This is a genomic window from Saccharothrix sp. HUAS TT1, assembly GCF_040744945.1.
GTDB lineage: Bacteria > Actinomycetota > Actinomycetes > Mycobacteriales > Pseudonocardiaceae > Actinosynnema.
On record NZ_CP160453.1, the window covers coordinates 5,339,893 to 5,356,717 of the forward strand.

Below are 16,825 nucleotides of genomic sequence, written 5' to 3' on the forward strand. Positions count from 1 at the left end.
CACGGCTAACCGGCCGACGGGACGAGGGTCGGTCCGTCGTCGCCGCGCACACCGGAGTCCTGCCCACCGTGAATGCCGGTGCGGTGGACTCGGCCGGTCTCGCGGGTGTGGCGCCAGTCGGTGATCGACAGGCTGATGACGCTGGACGTTCGTTCGTCGTGGCTGCGGACGAATCCGACCGCGGACACGTACGGCTCGATGGTGTGGACCTTCTGCAACGGTGTGACGACCAGCATCTGGAGCCCGAGCGAGGTGAACAGTTCGAGGCCGAACGTCGTCGAGGCGTCCGATCCGCGACCGAACGCCTCGTCGATCATGACCAGGCGGAAGGCGTCATCCCGCCCTTCCGCGAGCCCATACTGGTAGGCCAGCGACGCCGCCAGGATCGTGTACGCGAGCTTCTCCTTTTGTCCTCCGGACTTACCGCCGGAGTCGGCGTAGTGCTCCACCAGGGCGTTTTCGTCGCGAGTGCGCTCAGCGGCGGCGAAGGTGAACCACTGCCGCACGTCGGTCACCTTCGACACCCAGGTCCTATCCTGCGTGGTGGCTCCCTCACGACCGGTGAACCGGTCCAACAACGCTCGCACGCGCAGGAAGCGCTCCTCGGAGTAGGTGTCGTCGTCGGCACCGATGGCACCGGCGGTGATATCGCGCAGGTCGGCTCGGAACTGCCTGATGACGGGGTCGGGGGACGGGTCCGGAACGAGGTGGATGTAGGTGCCCGCGCGGTAGTCGATCCGTCCGAGAGCGTCGTTGATGATCTGTAGCCGGTCGCTGATCTTGCGGGCCTCGGTCTCGAGTTTGCGGTGGAAGACCGCGATCTCCTGGATCGCGTTGCGTTCGAGTTGCTCCTTGAAGTTCTCCTCCCACCGGGGTAGGTCATCCTCGACCAAGCGGGTGCGGATCTCCAGCAGTCGGTGGCGGTTCTCCAGGTCACGGGGGTCGATGTCGGTGCAGATCTGAGGCCATCCGCTCGCGTACTCGCCCATCGCCGCAGCCAGGTCACGGCCGATGCGGGCGAGCGTCTCGGACGCGCTGGTGGTGCGGCGCCGCAGCTCGTCGTTCAACGCGCGCTCCCACGCGTCGCAGGCCGACACCTCGTGCGGCACCTGTCCCACGCTGGCGAGGACGTCCTCCCAGGTCGACCGAACAGCGTCGGACAACTCCAATTCGGCGACGGCGATGGACGCGAGACGGGTTGTCGCCTGGTCGAGCGCGCTTTCCCGTTGCCAGACGGCCTTCTTGCGGCCTTCGAGTTCGTCACCGAGTGTTCGGAGCTCACGCTCGACTTGCGCCAGGTGCTCGCGCAGTTCGGCGATCTCCGGGGAATTCGCCAGCGAGTCGCGGTGCTCCTCGATTTGACGCAGAGCTTCGCGGGCCGCGACTTGGTCGATGTCTGCGGCGACGGTGAACTTCTCGTCCAGCATGCGGGCCGCGTACTCGCGCTCGGACAGCTGACCACCGCGCTGGTTCACCAAGTTGGCCGCCTCTTCAGCCCTGGCGAGGTTCTGAACGAGGTGAGGACGAAGCTCAGCCAAACGCGCACGGCGCGCCGCAGTGTCCCACCCCAGGACGTAATAGCGGCGATCATCGGCCCGCTGCCGGTCGTCCTTCTCGTGCCGCGCGCCGTCACGGATCTGCCCGGCTCGTGTCACAGCCCTGGGGTGGTGCTCGAGTTCGGACACGTCGTGCACGCACACGTGCCCGTAGCGGCTGGTGATCTGCCAGGCGACCCACCGGGTGAACTGCGTACCGGGGCGCACCCGCAGCTTGGCAGCCATGCTCCGGGCATTGGGCTGCTGCCCGGCGGGCGCGTCAGTGTCGACCCGGTAGTACACCAGTCGCCGGCCCAGGTGGTGGGAGTCGACCCACGAGGCGACTCGCCTGTAGTGCTGGTCGGGCACCAGCAGCGACAGCGCGAACGGCCGGACCAGGCGCTCGGCGGCCGCCTCCCATTCGCGCTCGTCCTCCGCCACGGTGAGCATCTCACCGGCGAACACGAGTTCTTCCGAGTTCAACCCGAGTTCGGCGCACATGGCGTCCCGCAGGGCAGCGCTGTCCGGAGGGATGTTGCTGGGGCGCTCGCGGGCGGCCTTGAGCTCCGCGTCGAGCGCGGTGAGTTCGTCGCGTGCGACTTTGACCGCGTGGTAAGCGTTAAACTGGTCTTCTTTGAGGTCTTTCGCCTGCTCCGCGAGACTGGCCCGCACCGCGGCGACATCGCTGCGGAACTGTCCGAAGTCGCCGACGTCGTGCGGCGCCTCCACACCAGCTCGACGGGCGAGGTCCTTGAGCTCGCCATAGGCTCGGGCGACCGTTTTCACCTTGGTGCGTGCTTCGACCACGTCGCGTTCGGCCGCGTCCAACTGCGATCCCCCTGCGGCATTAAGTTGGACGTTGAGCTGCAACTGTCGCCGTGCAGCGGCTTCGCGCGCCCTCTCGGTCCTCGTGACTGCGGATCGCAGGCCTGGCAGTAACCGCTCGGCCTCTCCGACGACTTCGGTCAGCAACTTGTAGCGGAGGTTGTCCACGTGTTGTGGGACGGCTGCGCTGACCTGTTCGGCGATCTCGATACGAAGGCGCGTCCGCTCGTACCGGATGGCTTCCTCGGCGACCTTGTTCAGTGCGTCCAGTTGTTCTCGCGCGTCGACGACGCGGTCGTGGGCGACGGTCAGGTCCTCGTAGTGGCTGAGCATGTGCTCGATCGAGCCGCTCATGTCGGCGGCGTCGAGCATGTGGGCGCGGACAAAATCCGTCAGGTTGCCGACCTGCTTCATCGACACGGTCTGCGCGAAAAGCGCCAGTCCGCCACTGCTGACGTTCAAGAGCCGGCACAGGTCGCGCTGGTAGGCAGCGAAGTTGTCCTCGTGTGGCGCGGCTCCGGCCGCGCGCAGCGCCTGGCGCAGCGACCTGAGGTTGCCGTGACCGAGCAGGTGCTCGCGCACGTCGAGCTCGAGCGGCGCGGTGAAGTACGTCTTGGTCGGTGCTGACGCGGAGTCCTTGAACGTCAGCACGAGACCTGCGCTGACGTGGCCGCTGCGGTGGCGGTCGAAAGTGGCCAGCACCACGGACATGGTGCCGGTGTGTGCCCGCAGGAACTCGGGACGTTGAATGCCCGTGGTCTCGTCAACGACGTTGCGATACTGCCCGAGCGCGTAGCTGGTCAGTGTCCGTTCGCTGCGGGTGGCACCGGCGGCTTGGTTGAATGTGACCCGGTGCGGTGGACAGAGCAGGCTGGTGAGGGCATCAACGATGGTGGACTTGCCCGCGCCGACGTTGCCGGTGAGCAGGCAGTTGCCGCCGTCCATGTCGAGGCTCCACACCTTCCTGTGGAAGGTGCCCCAGTTGTAGACCTGGAGACGCCGCAGCCGAGTACCGGCCGTGGACGCCGGCGATGAAGGGGGAGAGCTGTCTGCGGGTATGGACGCGGTCGCTGTGTTGTCGGGCTTGCTTGGGGTGGGCGCGTTGGTACCGGACACGACGCTCATATGACCTCCTCGTCCGTCGCGGAGTTCGACGAGGGAACGGGACCGCTGCCGGAGCTGTTGCCGCTGGTGTTCTCGCCCGTACTTTCGGAAGAGGTGGATGTCCCCAGGAGCTGGTCCCGGAACCGGGCGAGCCAGTCGCCGGTGATGACCGCTTTGACCACGCGACGCACCTCGTAGGTCTGCTCGTCCGTGTTGTTCATCTTGCGCAGGTACCCGAGCTCGGTCACGACGCGGATGTCGGCGCTGATGCGGTCGTCGGTGTGGCTGCTGTCGTGGAACACCCGTAAGGACTCGACGAGTTCGGCATGGGTGACCAGGACGCGGGCGATGTCCCCCTCGGTGTCCGCCTGCGCGAGGTATTGACGCAGCAGGACCAGCAGGACCGTCGCGTGGTACGTGAGCGCGTGCCGGCGCACGAGTCGCGGCATTCCATCAGGCAGCTCCTCAAGGCTGCGCAGGTAGGCGAACTGTTCGGTTTCGTCGACGACCAACGTCAGCCCGAGAACCGCGAAGTAGTCCAGCAGCATCACGCGGACGCGTTGGTTGCTGATGGCCGTCCACGCGCGCTGGTTCTCCTCCCGGTACACGACGCCGCGCAACAGGCTGGCCGTGGCGACGGAACGCCCTGTTTCCAGGCTCTCGTCAGTGGCGCTCATCGGCGCCTTTCCAGGACGTCGGGCGGCCCGCGGTGTCGGTGAACAGGAGCATCGGCATCTCGGCGACCCGGTTCCTGCCGTCGGTGTCCCAGGAGATCTGTTCGCGGGCATCGGTTATCCGGGCATCGTCCTCGGTGCCCACCTGGAGGTACCCCACCAACTCGGCGAGCCCTTCGGTCAGCGGGTGCTCCGCGACAACCTGGCCCAGGCTTGCCACACCCGAATGCGCGGCGAGCGTGCGCGCAACCGCTTCACGGAGTGCGGACAGGTCGACGTAGCTGAGTTCGAGCAACTCGCTCACGTCGAGTTCGGCGTCGTTGACGGTTGCGTCCTCGTCCACGTCGATCTCCGTGGTCGTCCTGGGCGTGTACGGGGGCCGCTCCAGGGGCAACGCGATGTCGGCGCGCAGCCCGTCGATCTCCGCACCCAGCAGCGGCCCGTCCGATCTGTCACGTGCGTGGGACGCAGCTGCGAGAGCGGACCGCAGCAGCTTGTTGATGCGGCGCGTCTCTGCCCATGCCGCATCGTCGAGGAAACGGCGCAGCTGGCTCGACAGGGACGCGATGGTGCGCTGGGTGAGTTCTGCGGCGGTGAACAAGTCGTTGCGCAGGACCTGCTCTGCCTCGCCGGTCCAGCCCTGTAGTGACGGCAGGGATTCGACCACGTCGAGCAGTTCGGCGAGTTCATCCTGAGCGCTGGCCGAGAGCAGGTACTCCCAGAACGCCGTCCAACTCCGGCCTTGGTCGGTGGCGCCGATCTCCTGTTGGGAACCGAACACCTCGGACAGAAAGGTGCCGCGAGGTCCGTCCCACGTCGTCGCCTTCGCGCGCACGCTGCGGTCGAGTTCGCGGAAGTTGTCTTCGACCGCGCGCAGGTCGCCGAGCAGCGTTCGAGCGGTCAGCACAACCTGTTGGTACCGTTCGCGGACTGCCGCCGGCTCGAGGCGGGTGTCCACGCCCGCGCGGATCGCGGCGAGTTGGTCGTCGATTTCGGCACGCTGTCGTTCCAGTGCCGCGATCCGGGCGCCTGGGTCGGTCTCGGAACCGACCGCGATCTGTCGCAGGAGATCACGAATGGTCAACAGCCGCGAGGCGGTACCGACGAATCTGCGCGGTCCGAGGTCGCGGCAGAATCCCGCAGCGAGTTCGACCGCGGCAGTCGGCTCGTAGTACGGGTGCTCGGAGCCGGCCGGGACCGTTCTGCGGAGGAAACCCACCCTCGGGTCCGACCACTCGGCCAGGTACGTCTCGGCGGTGCGCGGATAAGTGTCGGGTTGACTGCGGCGCAGGTCGGAAAGGTACGCCTCGAGCGCTTCGACGAGATCCGGCCCTGGCATGCGGCGCACGTTCGGCTGAAGGAACGTCGTGCTGAGGAATCCGAGGATCAACGGTGCGTTGTCGGCGCGAAGCAGCCGCCACGCGGGATGTTTGCGTCGATACTCGACCAGTTGGTCGTGGAGCAGCGATACCACGGGAGCGACAGAAGGTCCAGGCAGTGGCACCGATCTCCCGGATCCATCTTTATGGTCGATGTTGCACCTCTTTGAACCGGTTGCTGTGCACAAACAGGAATGCACAACGGTTGCTGATCTCATCGGCCCGGACGCCGAGAACGTTACCGTCCTCGGCGGCGCGACGCGAGAGCGGCTTCCAGCACATGTGTGGGCTCGCATCTGCCGCAGGGGCGACCACCTGGCTCGGGCACCACGCGGTCCGGTGCCGAGCCGTACCGGAAGTGAACATTTTCCTTTTGTATCCTTCCGTCGCTGGGGTGTCACTCGATGGTCGCATACTTGCGGAAAGCTGAACGGTGACGACGGTCAATGGGGACCGGCGTCACCGACGGAAGGTGCACGGATGGAGTCCGGTCTCCTCGGCGAGTCGGGTCGCGTGATGCCTTCACTCTGATGATGCACGACCACCAGTGTCATGCCGTCTCGGGGAGCTCGAAGGTAGGGGCCAACGAGAGGGTGGCGTACTCCGTTTGGAGCAGAATCACCCGTGTAGCCTCGTAATTCCATGCACGTGGCTGCCGTTGGTGGCCAAATGGCTGGATGGCCATTACTGCATTTGACTGTAGTTGCTGCCCTGTTCGGACGTTCCTGGACCGACGTCATCTTGTCAGTTGGGTGCCTGGTCATCGTATTGGTTGGCGGACTGGGTGGAGGGGTGGCCGTGTCGGTGTCGGATGTGGATCTATTGGCGGGTTGGTTGCAGGCCGAGCAAGGCAGGGGTGAGCGGAGGCGGTCGCAGGATCCATATGTGCACTTGGGGTTGCGGTTCGCCTTCTACGGTCGGATGTCGACGTCGGAGTACCAGGACAAGGCGTCGTCGCGGTTGCGGCAGTTGGAGATGTCGACGTTGTTGGTCGAGGGGCGCGGGACGGTCGTGGCCTCGTTCTTCGACGAGGGGCGTCGCGGCGGCGTCGGTGGTGCAACCGGCCGGAGGCGGCCCGGTTGCTGGCGGCGATCGGGGATCCGGATCGTGGGTTCGACGCGATCGTGGTGGGGGAGTACGAGCGGGCGTTCTGCGGGCGGCAGTTCGACGAGTTGGCGCCGTTGTTGCAGCGGCACGGTGTCCAGGTCTGGTTGCCGGAGGTGGGCGGGCCGGTGGATCTGGAGGATCCGGATCAGCGGCGGTACATGCGGGAGTTGGGGGCGCAGTCGCTGCGTGAGGTGATCCGGGCGCGGAATCGGGCGCTGGCGGCGATGAAGGCGCAGGCGGAGTTGGGGCGGTATCTGGGTGGTCGGCCGCCGTACGGGTACCGGTTGGCGGACGGCGGGCCGCATCCGAATCGGTCGCATGCGCGGTGGGGGCGGCGGGCGGTGCGGCTGGAGCCGGATCCGGTGACCGCGCCGCATGTGCGGTGGATTTTCGCGCGGCGGCTGGCAGGCCGTAGTGCTGCGGGGATCGCGCGGGAGCTCAACGAGCGGGGTGTGCCGTGTCCGTCGACTGTGGACCGGGTCCGCAACCGGCACCGGTCGGGCAGGGGTGGACCGTGCAGACGGTGGCGACGATCCTGGAGAACCCGCGCTACACGGGGCGTCAGGTGTGGAATCGGGTGGCCAATGATCGTGATCACGTGGACGTGGTCACCGGGCGTCCGGGGCAGCGGCTCAATCTGCCCGCCGAGTGGGCGATCTCGTCGGAGGTGGCGCACACGCCGCTGGTGAGTGTGCGTGACTTTACCGCGGCGCAGGTGGTGCGCACCCGTCCCGACGATGTGGATCACCGGGCGGAGTACGTGTTGGCGGGGTTGGTGCGGTGTGGTGTGTGCGGTCGGCGGATGGACTCGCACTGGGTGCACGGCCGTCCCGGTTACCGGTGCCGTCACGGCTACACCAGTGCCCACACGCGGCCGGCGGACGCGCCGAAGAGGTTGTACTGGCGCGAGGATTGCCTGCTGGAACGGTTGGCCGCCCTGCCCGAGTTCGCGGACCTCGTAGGCGCCGGGAAGGACGGTCTCGCCGAGCGGCTGCGCGCCCAGGGACAGTTGGTGCAGTGTGACGCAGCCGTGGTCGCCCTTGTCGAGGGGCCACCCTTGCCGGTCCGCCGGGGTCGACGCCTGGTCTGACCGGCCGCACGGGGGCTGACCTGCGGCAACGTGTGAGCGCAGCGTCGCTGGATGGCGGTTCGTCGACCCGTCGGCAGGAAGCTCGTCCGACACGCCGAAATAGATTTGCCCACGCGGTGCGGTGTGATAAACTGGAACCGCAACGCGTGGGCAAACTGTGTCCGAGGAGCGACTTGTTCACTATTCACACGCATTGACTTTCGGTAATCGTGCTAACTATCTCTAGGGGCGCTGCGTTCGCCTTGATTGCTCGATCAAGGCGAACGCAGCGCCTCGAACACGAACCGAACGACCGATATTTGTCACCGTTAGCAGCGATGGCAGTTAAGATGAATATCTCTCTTTGAACGCCGATAGGCTTCGACGCCGGAGATTGACTGAGGCCAACCCGGCCACCCTCCGTGGTCGACTCGCTACTAAACCGACAAAGTTGGCTAAGCCATTAGCTAGTGGATCGATCATACGTTCGACGATGCAGCACAATAGGGTGTAATCGGTATCACTTCCGGGCTTTGAAGCGACAGAGTGGGTAGCTAGCCACGCTCAAGGTCCACGGGAGGAAGCTATGTCGGCCGCCGATTCGGAGTCGAGCGAAGTCGCGGACACTGCTGCATCGGACGCCAAAGTGAACACAACAAGTACAAGCACGCGGCGGAACATCAAGCGGTCCAACAACGCGATCTGGAAGATCGTAGTTGCGGATGGTGAGACACCAAAAGGGCGCCTTGATGAGGTGATCAAAGCTTACGAAATGGCGTTGATCACTGAAGGTTCTACCAAGCAGTCGTTGGTTCTGGTACCGCTTAGGCAATCCGAGTCAAAGATAAAACTGGAACTATATGTAAGGCCTAACTTCGGCGTAGGCCTACTGCCGTTCGTGGAAGATTATCTAATGCAGCCCGAGGACACGAAAAGGTTCGCTGTCCAAGGGGTAGATGCTTGCCTCTTCATAAGCACGGACTCATCTCTATATGCAATCACTTCCGGCGGCGGTCACCATATAATCGCAGATTTTGTCGACTACAGCTTCCCGTTTGACATGGCTAAGCGGCTGATCTCGAATAACTTCACCGCTGCCGACGTGCGTGATATGACTGGCTCTAGGACGAGTCGGGCTGAAACGTATCGACACACGTATTCCATTGACAAAAGTGAAGCAATGGATACGATTTGGAAGAAGCTTGTTGGGCGCCTCGACGCCGAGCGTCTTCCGGAAGGAAGTCCCCTGCGCGGCTTCATCAATCCGGAAAGGCCGCCTGCGGTGGAGATCAAATCTGCGTTCGTGCTTCGACAGAAGCTGGGTCTTTCAGACGTGTGTGAGCTAGTCAAAGCCTTGGAAAGTCTCCCGGAGCCGACTCCGGAACATCTCAAAGAGCTTTCTTTTCTCGACAACCTTTACCCGATCAAGAACGATAAAGACTTGACGTGTAGCCTCTGCGAAGAGTTCGTCGAGAATGTGCGTCTAGCATTGCTCGTCGACGAAGTGCCGGATGTGGATGTCCTTGACCCCTACGAGATTATTTCATTCAAGGCTGCGTCGGAATTCAAGCTCGGTCGAGACAGGATTGGCGACAGTCCGCCAACCATCGACGAGCTGCTTCCGGTTCTGAAGAACAGGCTGTGCAGATTTCTTGAAAACCGGAAAGACTTCTACGACCACTTCATTACCCTTACCCTTAGTTACAGGGTTGATCCGGACGACAAGTCTAAAGTAATCAGACGCAAGCTCTTTGAGTACCTTCACGGTCAAGTTGACTTCGAAGGAAAGACTTACTTTCGTATCGACAAAGTCTGGTATCGAAGTTTTGGTGACTTCCTTGAAAACCTGAAGCGGGACTTCATCGCGGAAGTATTTAGTCGCGAACGGCCGGTCTTGCTTGGACCAGATGTGGAGTTCTTGCCTTGGGCTGGTGGTTCTGAACGGGACTTCAACATCGCGCAGGCGAAAGAGAACGACTTCTATTTTGGTGACGAGATATTCGCAAAGGTCGACCGCGGAAAGGTTGAGCTTTTTGACCTACTGAAGGTTGACGACGAAAACAGGAAGCTATACATCATACATGTGAAAAAAGAATTCGCCGCAAAGATGCGTGACGCATGCTCCCAGATAACCGTCTCGGCAGACGTCATCTCGAAAGACCGCGAGCAGGGTAAGGATGTCTTGATCAACTACTATCGGAACGAATGGAGTAAAAATGAACTAAACGCAGGTGTCTCTGAAGATGCGTTCTTGTCTTGGTTCGACTATGACTTGATTTATGTCGTCCTGTGTTCGACCCGCAATACGTTTGTCGCGGAAGACTTCCAGGAGAACAGGCTCACTTCCCACATCGCGCGTAGGGAGATCTTGGCGACTAAGAATGAAATGAAACGGAATCGGTACGACTTTCGCTTGGCTCACACGAAGTACTCGACGAGCAAGGGGGCTTAGCTGAGGATGTAAGGCGACCTTAGGTGCTGCGATGGAGTTGAACTCTGTTAACTGGTTTGGTCCGGTTGGCACTCGACACGTGTGAGCCACGTGAGTTACCTATTTTGGTGCGAAACTTGTGGAGGTTCTGAAGCTTCTTTGTAATCGAACGTTGTTTATAGCAGTTCGTTGTCTTCGAGCCTTTCGGATTGGGGAATAGAAAACGGTGTGACGTCAACCAGTTTTCCGCAACTGTCGCGAATTACGTTCCACTCGTAGCCGTCGGCGCCCTTCTCCTGCCTTTCGGAGATCTGATGGAGTGCGAAGCCTCGATGATGGCGATCCCAGAGTGTCGCGTGGCGCCACCTTCGAACAAATTTCCGGCGCCTAAGGATACCCTGCGAATTTCGATACCAGCCACGTCCTTGGCTATCGACGAACGTTGTATCCACTAGAGTGTCATTGGTAAAGGCGACAGTGTCGCAACCATCGACCCTAAATAGCTTCGCGTAACGGACACTGTTTGGTGGAACGGTGTCAATAAAAGCTGCGAACCTCTTGTCTCTTAGGGAGACGTATAGTGAGCACACGACTGAGTAATATGGATGTGCGGATGCGTTGGCAACTTTTACGATCATCCAGTGGTGATGGCCAATGGGCTCGTGCTCTTCGCCTGCGTTTCCATCTCCTCGGCCTGCTTCGACGATATGTGCGGAGCTGTGCAAGCCTGCGGCATCCCGCCGTGCTTGATCTTCGCGATTGCGTTTTAGTGCTGTAGCGGCAACGACGGCGCCCGTGGCACCCGCGAGTGCGGAAACACTTCCAGTTACGAGAGGTGCGAGATTGATCCAATTCACTGGACTTCGTTTCCTTTGCCAAGGTGTCGCGTGAATCCCATTGTTAAGACCTCTGCAGGGTTCTGTCGAGCTCTGGAACATCGTACGTCATCAGGCAGTCGTCGTGGAGGGATTTTCTCCATGTGATGGTCGTCAGGGCCGTCGCTGCCTTCTTGATCGCGCTCATGACGGCTGGTGGCCGGACGCATCACGGCGCTGGCGCTTGATCTCGTATAGCGACGTCTACGAGCGGTCGCCGAAACGTCTGCATATCCGATCCTGTGTCGGTTGGGTGCATCAGGTGGTTAGTGGATCTGAGGGATGATCGGACCCCGTGAGTCTTCTTAGGTCGCTGCTGGGTCATTCACCTTGACTGGACCGCTGGCCAATCTGTTGACAGCGGATCGTCTGAGGTGGTGATGGTCATGGTGTGGAGTGAGTTGGCGAGTGATTCCGGCGGCATCGTGCTGTTTCTGGTGTGGCTCGTGATCCCTCTGCTCTACCTCGTCACTGTCGGTAGGCGGTACGCGCGGCAGTGCCAGAAGAACGCACAGGTGGCGGTTTGGGCGCGGGATGAGGTGTGCCTGATCCGTGAGGAGCAGAGGGAAGGCAGTCATGACGGTGACGCTGGTGAGTGACGGCGAACAGGGAGAGGGTGGGGAGAAGCCCGTCTCGCTGTTTGATGACCCGAAGGTCGTCGGTGAGGTTCAGGAGTTCGTGGACGATCAGGCTCCGCGGGTGTTCGCGGTGGTGCAGGAGACGTTCGGGCCTCCGGAGGACTTGCAGATCATGGCGTGGGGGATGACCACCAAGAAGGGGGTCGAGGTGATCAGCGTGCACGGTGGGATGCGCATGGGGCTCCAGTCGGCGGAGAACGCGCTGATCTTCTACCGGGCCGGTGGGAGTGCGAACCCTCGGATCTTCTGGGTCGGGGGCAAGGGTGACGAGTAACGGGCTGGAGACGGCGCTGGAATGCGTCGGGCGTGGGTGGCCGGTTGTGCCGGGGGCGCTGTGGGTCGGTGACTCCTATGTTGATCCGGTTACGAACGCTGAGTGCGATGCGCTCGCCTTGGCGTCGCCTGCGATGGCGACTCTGGACCCGGAGGAGGTCCGGCGGCTGTGGCCGGTGTCGGACGGCGGGGTCACGCGGTCGGCGTTGGCTGTGCTGGGCAAGCTGATGGCTGCGGTGGTGGTGGAGCCTGAGCTGGCGCGGCGGGTGGTCGATTCGGAGGCGTTCCGGGCGTCGCCGACGCCGGTGGTGATGCTTCCGGTTCCGACGCTCGGGTTGATGATCGAGTCGGCGGTGTTCGTGGTGTCGTCGGCGGAGGGGCTGGATGAGAGGTTGGTCTTTCCTCGGGGCTCGATGCTGCCGCTGCCGCCCGCCGTGGTGGAAGGGCACAAGGCGGAGTGGCTCGTGTCGCCTGCCGAGTGTGGCGAGTTGATGAGCGGTCCGGATTTGGCGGACCTGTTGGCGCTGGAGACCTCCAACCGTCGTTGACCGCGCCCCGACGGTTGGGCATGGGGTGCCGGATGCCTCCCCCGGCACCCTTGGGACGGGACGGCCGTGTGCGAACCATCCATTCGGATGGCATCGTGCACGGCCGTTTCGTGCGTTTGGGACGGGTTGGAGTGTCCCGTCCCGGTCGTCACTGTGGCGTGTTTGCGCTGGTCAGACCCAGTGTGTGAGGTGTCCCGTCGGTCGGGACGGGTTGGCGTGGTGGGACGGGGCTCGGGACGGGTAGCAGCTACGTCGTGACACACTGAAATCAACGGCTTGTCAGCGCAGAATCAGCCGGTGAGAGGTGGTCATGCGGACGGCGCGGACGGTGCTTGAGCAGAAGATTTGGGACCGACAGCAGACGCTGGAGGAGTTCGCCGAGTACGTCGAGGTCTTCGCGCGGGAGGCTGGAGAACCCGGCACGATCAGCTTGCGTCACCTCCACAGGCTGGCTGCGGGGCGGAGGTCGTCCGGTCAGCCGCTCGGTCCGGTCCGGCCGGTGACTGCTCGGCTGTTGGAGAAGATCTTCCGGACCAGCATCCACGAGCTGTTGGCGGAACCCTCGGCTGCTGGGTCCGCGGGGAACGACGTCGGCAAGGTGGACGTGCGTGCGAACGCCGACTTGGCTGACATGGCCGATTGGTTGGACGAGCGGGCCGGGTGGGCACCAGAGGAGAGCCGAGCGAGGGTTCACGCCAAGCTCTCCACGTTCGAGGCAGGCGCGCTGGTCGACCGGCGGTATCGGCGCGCGAGGGTGAGTCGGGAGCAGATCGTTCGTGCGCTCCGCGCGTACTACCGACGTGGAGTCGCTGGGCACGACATGTACCGCGTGCGTTGTGGTGGCGAAGACGTCAGGACCAGCATCCTTGCTCGTCCCGAGTGGCTTGATCAGCCCGCTTCGTTGACGGCGGAGAACGACCGCTTGGTGCTCGCCGGCCGCCGTGATGGTCCGCGCGCTGCCCTGAGTGAAGTGGCGGCGGAAGCGGCTGTGGACCGGCTCGCTGAGTGGGCCGCGTTGGACGTGCGGGTCATGAACCTGCCGCTCTACCGGCTGCTGCGTGTGGACGTCGGTTCGGCCATCGAGGGCACGGTGGGGCTGGTGGACTTCGCCGAGTACGCCTTGACGGCGGATCTGCTCGAAGGCGAGCTGGTCGAGGCGGTGGTGTCGGGCGCGGGAACGGGTGCGCTGCCGCTTCGGGACGAGTTCTTGCCGAATCTCGATGCAGTGCTCGACCTGCCGGGACGCGTGTGCGCAGGCGGTGTGCTGGCGCTATGTGCGATCGCTCGTCCGCGTGATCCGTACCGTGGGGCGCCGGACTACGTGCTGCTGGTGCAGGAGCGGTCTGGGCATGTGCTCAACACGTCCGGGCGGTTGGCCGTTGTACCGAAGGGCTTCCACCAGCCGTTGACCGATGTGCGTGCAGACGCTCGGGTCAGCGCCACGCTGCTCCGAGAGTTGGAGGAGGAGCTGTTCGGCCGCGACGAGGTGGACACCACGGCGGGGGAGGGCCGCGTGGCTGCGCCGATGCACCCTGGGCGGTGGTCTGCGTCGATGAGGTGGCTGCGCGAAGATCCGAGCAGGATGCGGATGGAATGCACCGGGTTCGGGTTCAATCTGGTAAGCGGGAATTACGAGTTCGCTAGTCTTGTGGTCATCGAGGACGAGGAGTTCTGGACACGCTTCGGTGGGGCGGTTGAGGCCAACTGGGAAGCGTCGGGATTGCGGTTGTATTCGAGCCTTGACGACGAATTGATCACCGATTTGGTGACGCACGAGTCCTGGAGCAACGAAGGGCTGTTCGCGTTGCTCCAGGGACTACGGCGGCTTGCGGAGATCGGTGGCCGGCGGGTGAAGCTACCGGCAATCGAAGTGTCAGGTCTGTGACGGCCACCGGACCGTGAGGACGGTCGAGTCTTCGAGCGCTTCCCACGAGTGGTCGACGCCGGCACCCCACATCACGTAGTCGCCGGGGCGGGTCATGGTGGTGTTGCCCTCGGTGGTGTCGACGCGGAAGTTGCCCTGTACCAATAGAACCAGGGTGGTTCGCTGATCGTCGGACGTCCACTCGACACGCTTGTCGCCCGCCGGGTGGTTGAACCACTTGACCTCTACGTCCTTCTGGGACCGGACGCCCTCGGACGGGTCGATGAAGTGGCCTACCAGCCAGCCGCGGGTCACCGCGCCGTCTTCGTTGGCGTTTCCGGCTTGCCAGTTGGCGGTCACTCTGTCTCCCATTCGATCGTTGGCAGGTTCACGCGACTTCCGCCGATTTGCTGTAGACGGCGGAGGCCCTGGAGGAGCGCGAACAGTCCTTCGTTGCTCCACGCTACATCGTTGGTCAGTTCTTCGAGGCTGTCGGTGTCGAGGCTGGAGAACTGACGGAGGTTCGCTGCTTCCCAGTTCGCACGGACTTGTCCGCCGAACTCGGTCCAGAACTGTTCGTCTTCGACCACGATCAGGCTGGCGAACTCGAAGTTGCCGCTGACGAGGTTCAGGCCGAACCCGGTGCACTCCATCCGCAGACGACCTGGCTCGGCGAGCAGCCAGCGCATCGGCTCGGACAGGCGGGTCGGGTGCATCGGGTCGGCGTGGCGCTGGTCGCCGATCGTGTTGTCGATGTCGTCACGGCCGAACAGCTCCTCTTCCATCTCGCGGCGGAGCGTCGCGCCGATCTGGGCATCGGCCCGGTAGTCGGTCAGTGGCTGGTGGAAGCCCTTGGGGATCACGGCCAGGCGGCGCGCGGCGTTGATGACGTGGCCTGAGCGTTCCTGGACCAGCAGGAGGTAGTCCGCTTCGCCTCGGAACTGGTCGGCCGGTCGTGCGATTGCGGTCAAGGCCAGGGTGCCGCCCGCGCACATGCGGCCGAAGACGTCGAGGACCGAGGGCAGTTCGGGCAGGTAGGCGTCTCGGAGGGGGAGAGCGCCGGGCCTGATCGGTTGGTCGGTGGTGAGCGCGTCGACCAGCTCGCCTTCGAGCAGGTCCATCGTCACCACGTACCCCACGAAGTTCGTCACGCCGACGGAGCCGGCGAGCGCGTGTTTCCTCACGCCGACGTCGAGCAGTCGGTACAGCGGCATGTTGACCATGCGGTTGCCAAGCGCCAGTGCTTCGGCGAGCCGCTGTGCCGCGTGTCCGGCGCTCTCCTCGTTCATCGTCTGGTGATCGTTCGGGGTGACGGTCGACAGCTTGAGCCGGTCGTGGGCTGGGATGAGCGGGCAGTCGAGGTCGAGCCAGTCCGGGTGCGTGAACACGGTCGTGGACGCGCGGGTGGTGGAGCCGAAGCGGGCGGCGTAGCGGCCGTGGCCGGTGGTGGTCGCGCCGTAGTACGCGGCGAGCGCGCGGGCGGTGTCGCGCTGGTTCACCCGTCCCCGGCGGACGCCTCGGTCCTGTAGCGCGCGGACGTCCAAGCGGACGAGGCGGGCGGCAACGTCACGCCGTGCCGTTCCCGGCTCCCAGCCCGCGTGCTGGTCGAGCCAGTCGAGCGCCGCGACGATGTTCGGGTCGGAGCTGAGCCGTAGTTCGGCGTCGGCTGCCGAGCCGTCCGGGAGGTCGAGCTTCGGTTCGGCGGTCAGGGCGGCGAATCTGGCCTTGACCGTTGGGTCCGCCTGGTCGTGGGCGGTGTCGAGGAGTTGTTGCATCTCGGACTTCGGCTTGAGGTCCGGTTTCTGGTGCCAGCCGGCGACCGTGCGGACGGCGATTCCCAGGTGCTCGGCGAACGCTTCGTTCGTGAGGCGCATGGCTGCCTGGAGTGCGCTGGCGGTTCGGCCGGTCCAACCCTCGTGCTGGCTCATCTTCTCGCTATCCCCCGGAGCGATGTGCACTGGTGGTGCACTGGATGTGCATCGGTGATGCATGGGGCCGAAGGCGCTTCCGCAGTGGAATTGAGCCATGGAAAACAGCTCGCTTCACCAGCGGAAATGCATCGCGCTAGCGGCGGTCGCGGACGTGTTCGATGACGGTCGAGAGGTCCGACTTGAGGTCGTCGAGGCGGTCGGTGATGTCGTTGAGCCGCTGCTCGAAACCGTCCAAACGGGACCAGAGGCTGTCGGTCGGGTTGATGATCGGCTCGTCGGCTTCCGGTGGCCTTCGGCCGTGCAGCACGGAGTCCAGGTGCTGCGGGTGCCAACCGAGCGTGGTCGACAGGGACTCAAGGGTCCGCGGGCTGCGGCGGCGCTCGACCGTGTGGTGCTGGATCTCGCGCACGATCGCTTGGGAGACGTGCGAGCGTTCCGCAAGCTCCCGTTGACGCCAACCCAGCTCGTTCACGCGCTGGTTGATGGCCTTGGCGACTGCCGCCCAATCCTCCGACACGTATTCCTCCGCGCTCCGCCTCAGCGCTGAGATTAGCCGTCTTCCGCTGTTCCGT

Annotated in this window: 13 protein-coding genes and 1 pseudogene; 7 read left to right on the plus strand and 7 right to left on the minus strand. The window is 63.8% G+C overall.

From position 1 onward, the window contains the following. Positions 1-5 precede the first annotated feature (5 nt). The 4 genes from AB0F89_RS24240 to AB0F89_RS24255 all read right to left on the minus strand — a co-directional run bounded on the left by AB0F89_RS24240 (position 6) and on the right by AB0F89_RS24255 (position 6,713). Complete coding sequence (locus AB0F89_RS24240; RefSeq protein WP_367127871.1) at positions 6-3,485, minus strand: ATP-binding protein; 3,480 nt, start codon at positions 3,483-3,485, stop codon at positions 6-8. Further along, complete coding sequence (locus AB0F89_RS24245) at positions 3,482-4,141, minus strand: DUF4194 domain-containing protein (RefSeq protein ID WP_367127872.1); 660 nt, start codon at positions 4,139-4,141, stop codon at positions 3,482-3,484. The genes AB0F89_RS24240 and AB0F89_RS24245 overlap by 4 nt, the downstream gene beginning before the upstream one ends. Continuing rightward, a complete protein-coding gene (locus AB0F89_RS24250) occupies positions 4,128-5,612 on the minus strand; it encodes a DUF3375 domain-containing protein (protein WP_367127873.1) in 1,485 nt (494 codons plus the stop codon). Before AB0F89_RS24250 ends, AB0F89_RS24245 begins: the two co-directional genes overlap by 14 nt. Before the next feature lie 816 nt (positions 5,613-6,428). Continuing rightward, a complete protein-coding gene (locus tag AB0F89_RS24255; RefSeq protein ID WP_367139177.1) occupies positions 6,429-6,713 on the minus strand; it encodes a hypothetical protein in 285 nt (94 codons plus the stop codon). Between the two features lie 135 nt (positions 6,714-6,848). Here AB0F89_RS24255 and AB0F89_RS24260 point away from each other — a divergent pair. The 7 genes and pseudogenes from AB0F89_RS24260 to AB0F89_RS24290 all read left to right on the plus strand — a co-directional run. After that, a pseudogene (locus AB0F89_RS24260) lies at positions 6,849-7,285 on the plus strand (recombinase family protein); the annotation flags it as partial. Positions 7,286-7,426: 141 nt separating this feature from the next. Further along, positions 7,427-7,714 (plus strand): hypothetical protein, encoded by a 288-nt coding sequence (locus AB0F89_RS24265; protein WP_367138990.1) that lies wholly within the window; start codon positions 7,427-7,429, stop codon positions 7,712-7,714. 565 nt (positions 7,715-8,279) lie between these two features. Continuing rightward, the gene (locus AB0F89_RS24270) at positions 8,280-10,145 is read left to right on the plus strand and encodes a DUF6119 family protein (protein WP_367127874.1); all 1,866 of its coding nucleotides are present in this window, start codon (positions 8,280-8,282) and stop codon (positions 10,143-10,145) included. Positions 10,146-11,376: 1,231 nt separating this feature from the next. Beyond that, a complete protein-coding gene (locus tag AB0F89_RS24275; protein WP_367127875.1) occupies positions 11,377-11,598 on the plus strand; it encodes a YccF domain-containing protein in 222 nt (73 codons plus the stop codon). Continuing rightward, positions 11,576-11,911, plus strand: a complete 336-nt coding sequence (locus tag AB0F89_RS24280; protein ID WP_367127876.1) for a hypothetical protein — start codon at positions 11,576-11,578, stop codon at positions 11,909-11,911. Before AB0F89_RS24275 ends, AB0F89_RS24280 begins: the two co-directional genes overlap by 23 nt. 46 nt (positions 11,912-11,957) lie before the next feature. After that, the gene (locus AB0F89_RS24285; RefSeq protein ID WP_367127877.1) at positions 11,958-12,458 is read left to right on the plus strand and encodes a hypothetical protein; all 501 of its coding nucleotides are present in this window, start codon (positions 11,958-11,960) and stop codon (positions 12,456-12,458) included. Positions 12,459-12,786: 328 nt separating this feature from the next. After that, positions 12,787-14,343 (plus strand): transcriptional regulator, encoded by a 1,557-nt coding sequence (locus tag AB0F89_RS24290; protein ID WP_367127879.1) that lies wholly within the window; start codon positions 12,787-12,789, stop codon positions 14,341-14,343. On the opposite strand, the gene AB0F89_RS24295 is transcribed toward AB0F89_RS24290, so the two are convergent. The 3 genes from AB0F89_RS24295 to AB0F89_RS24305 form a co-directional block, all read right to left on the minus strand. Then, positions 14,332-14,682, minus strand: a complete 351-nt coding sequence (locus tag AB0F89_RS24295) for a hypothetical protein (protein WP_053714951.1) — start codon at positions 14,680-14,682, stop codon at positions 14,332-14,334. The two genes, AB0F89_RS24290 and AB0F89_RS24295, sit on opposite strands and share 12 nt — an antisense overlap. Then, positions 14,679-16,250, minus strand: a complete 1,572-nt coding sequence (locus tag AB0F89_RS24300; RefSeq protein WP_367127880.1) for a transcriptional regulator — start codon at positions 16,248-16,250, stop codon at positions 14,679-14,681. Before AB0F89_RS24300 ends, AB0F89_RS24295 begins: the two co-directional genes overlap by 4 nt. A gap of 136 nt (positions 16,251-16,386) precedes the next feature. Further along, positions 16,387-16,770 (minus strand): helix-turn-helix domain-containing protein, encoded by a 384-nt coding sequence (locus AB0F89_RS24305; RefSeq protein ID WP_367127881.1) that lies wholly within the window; start codon positions 16,768-16,770, stop codon positions 16,387-16,389. Positions 16,771-16,825 lie beyond the last annotated feature (55 nt).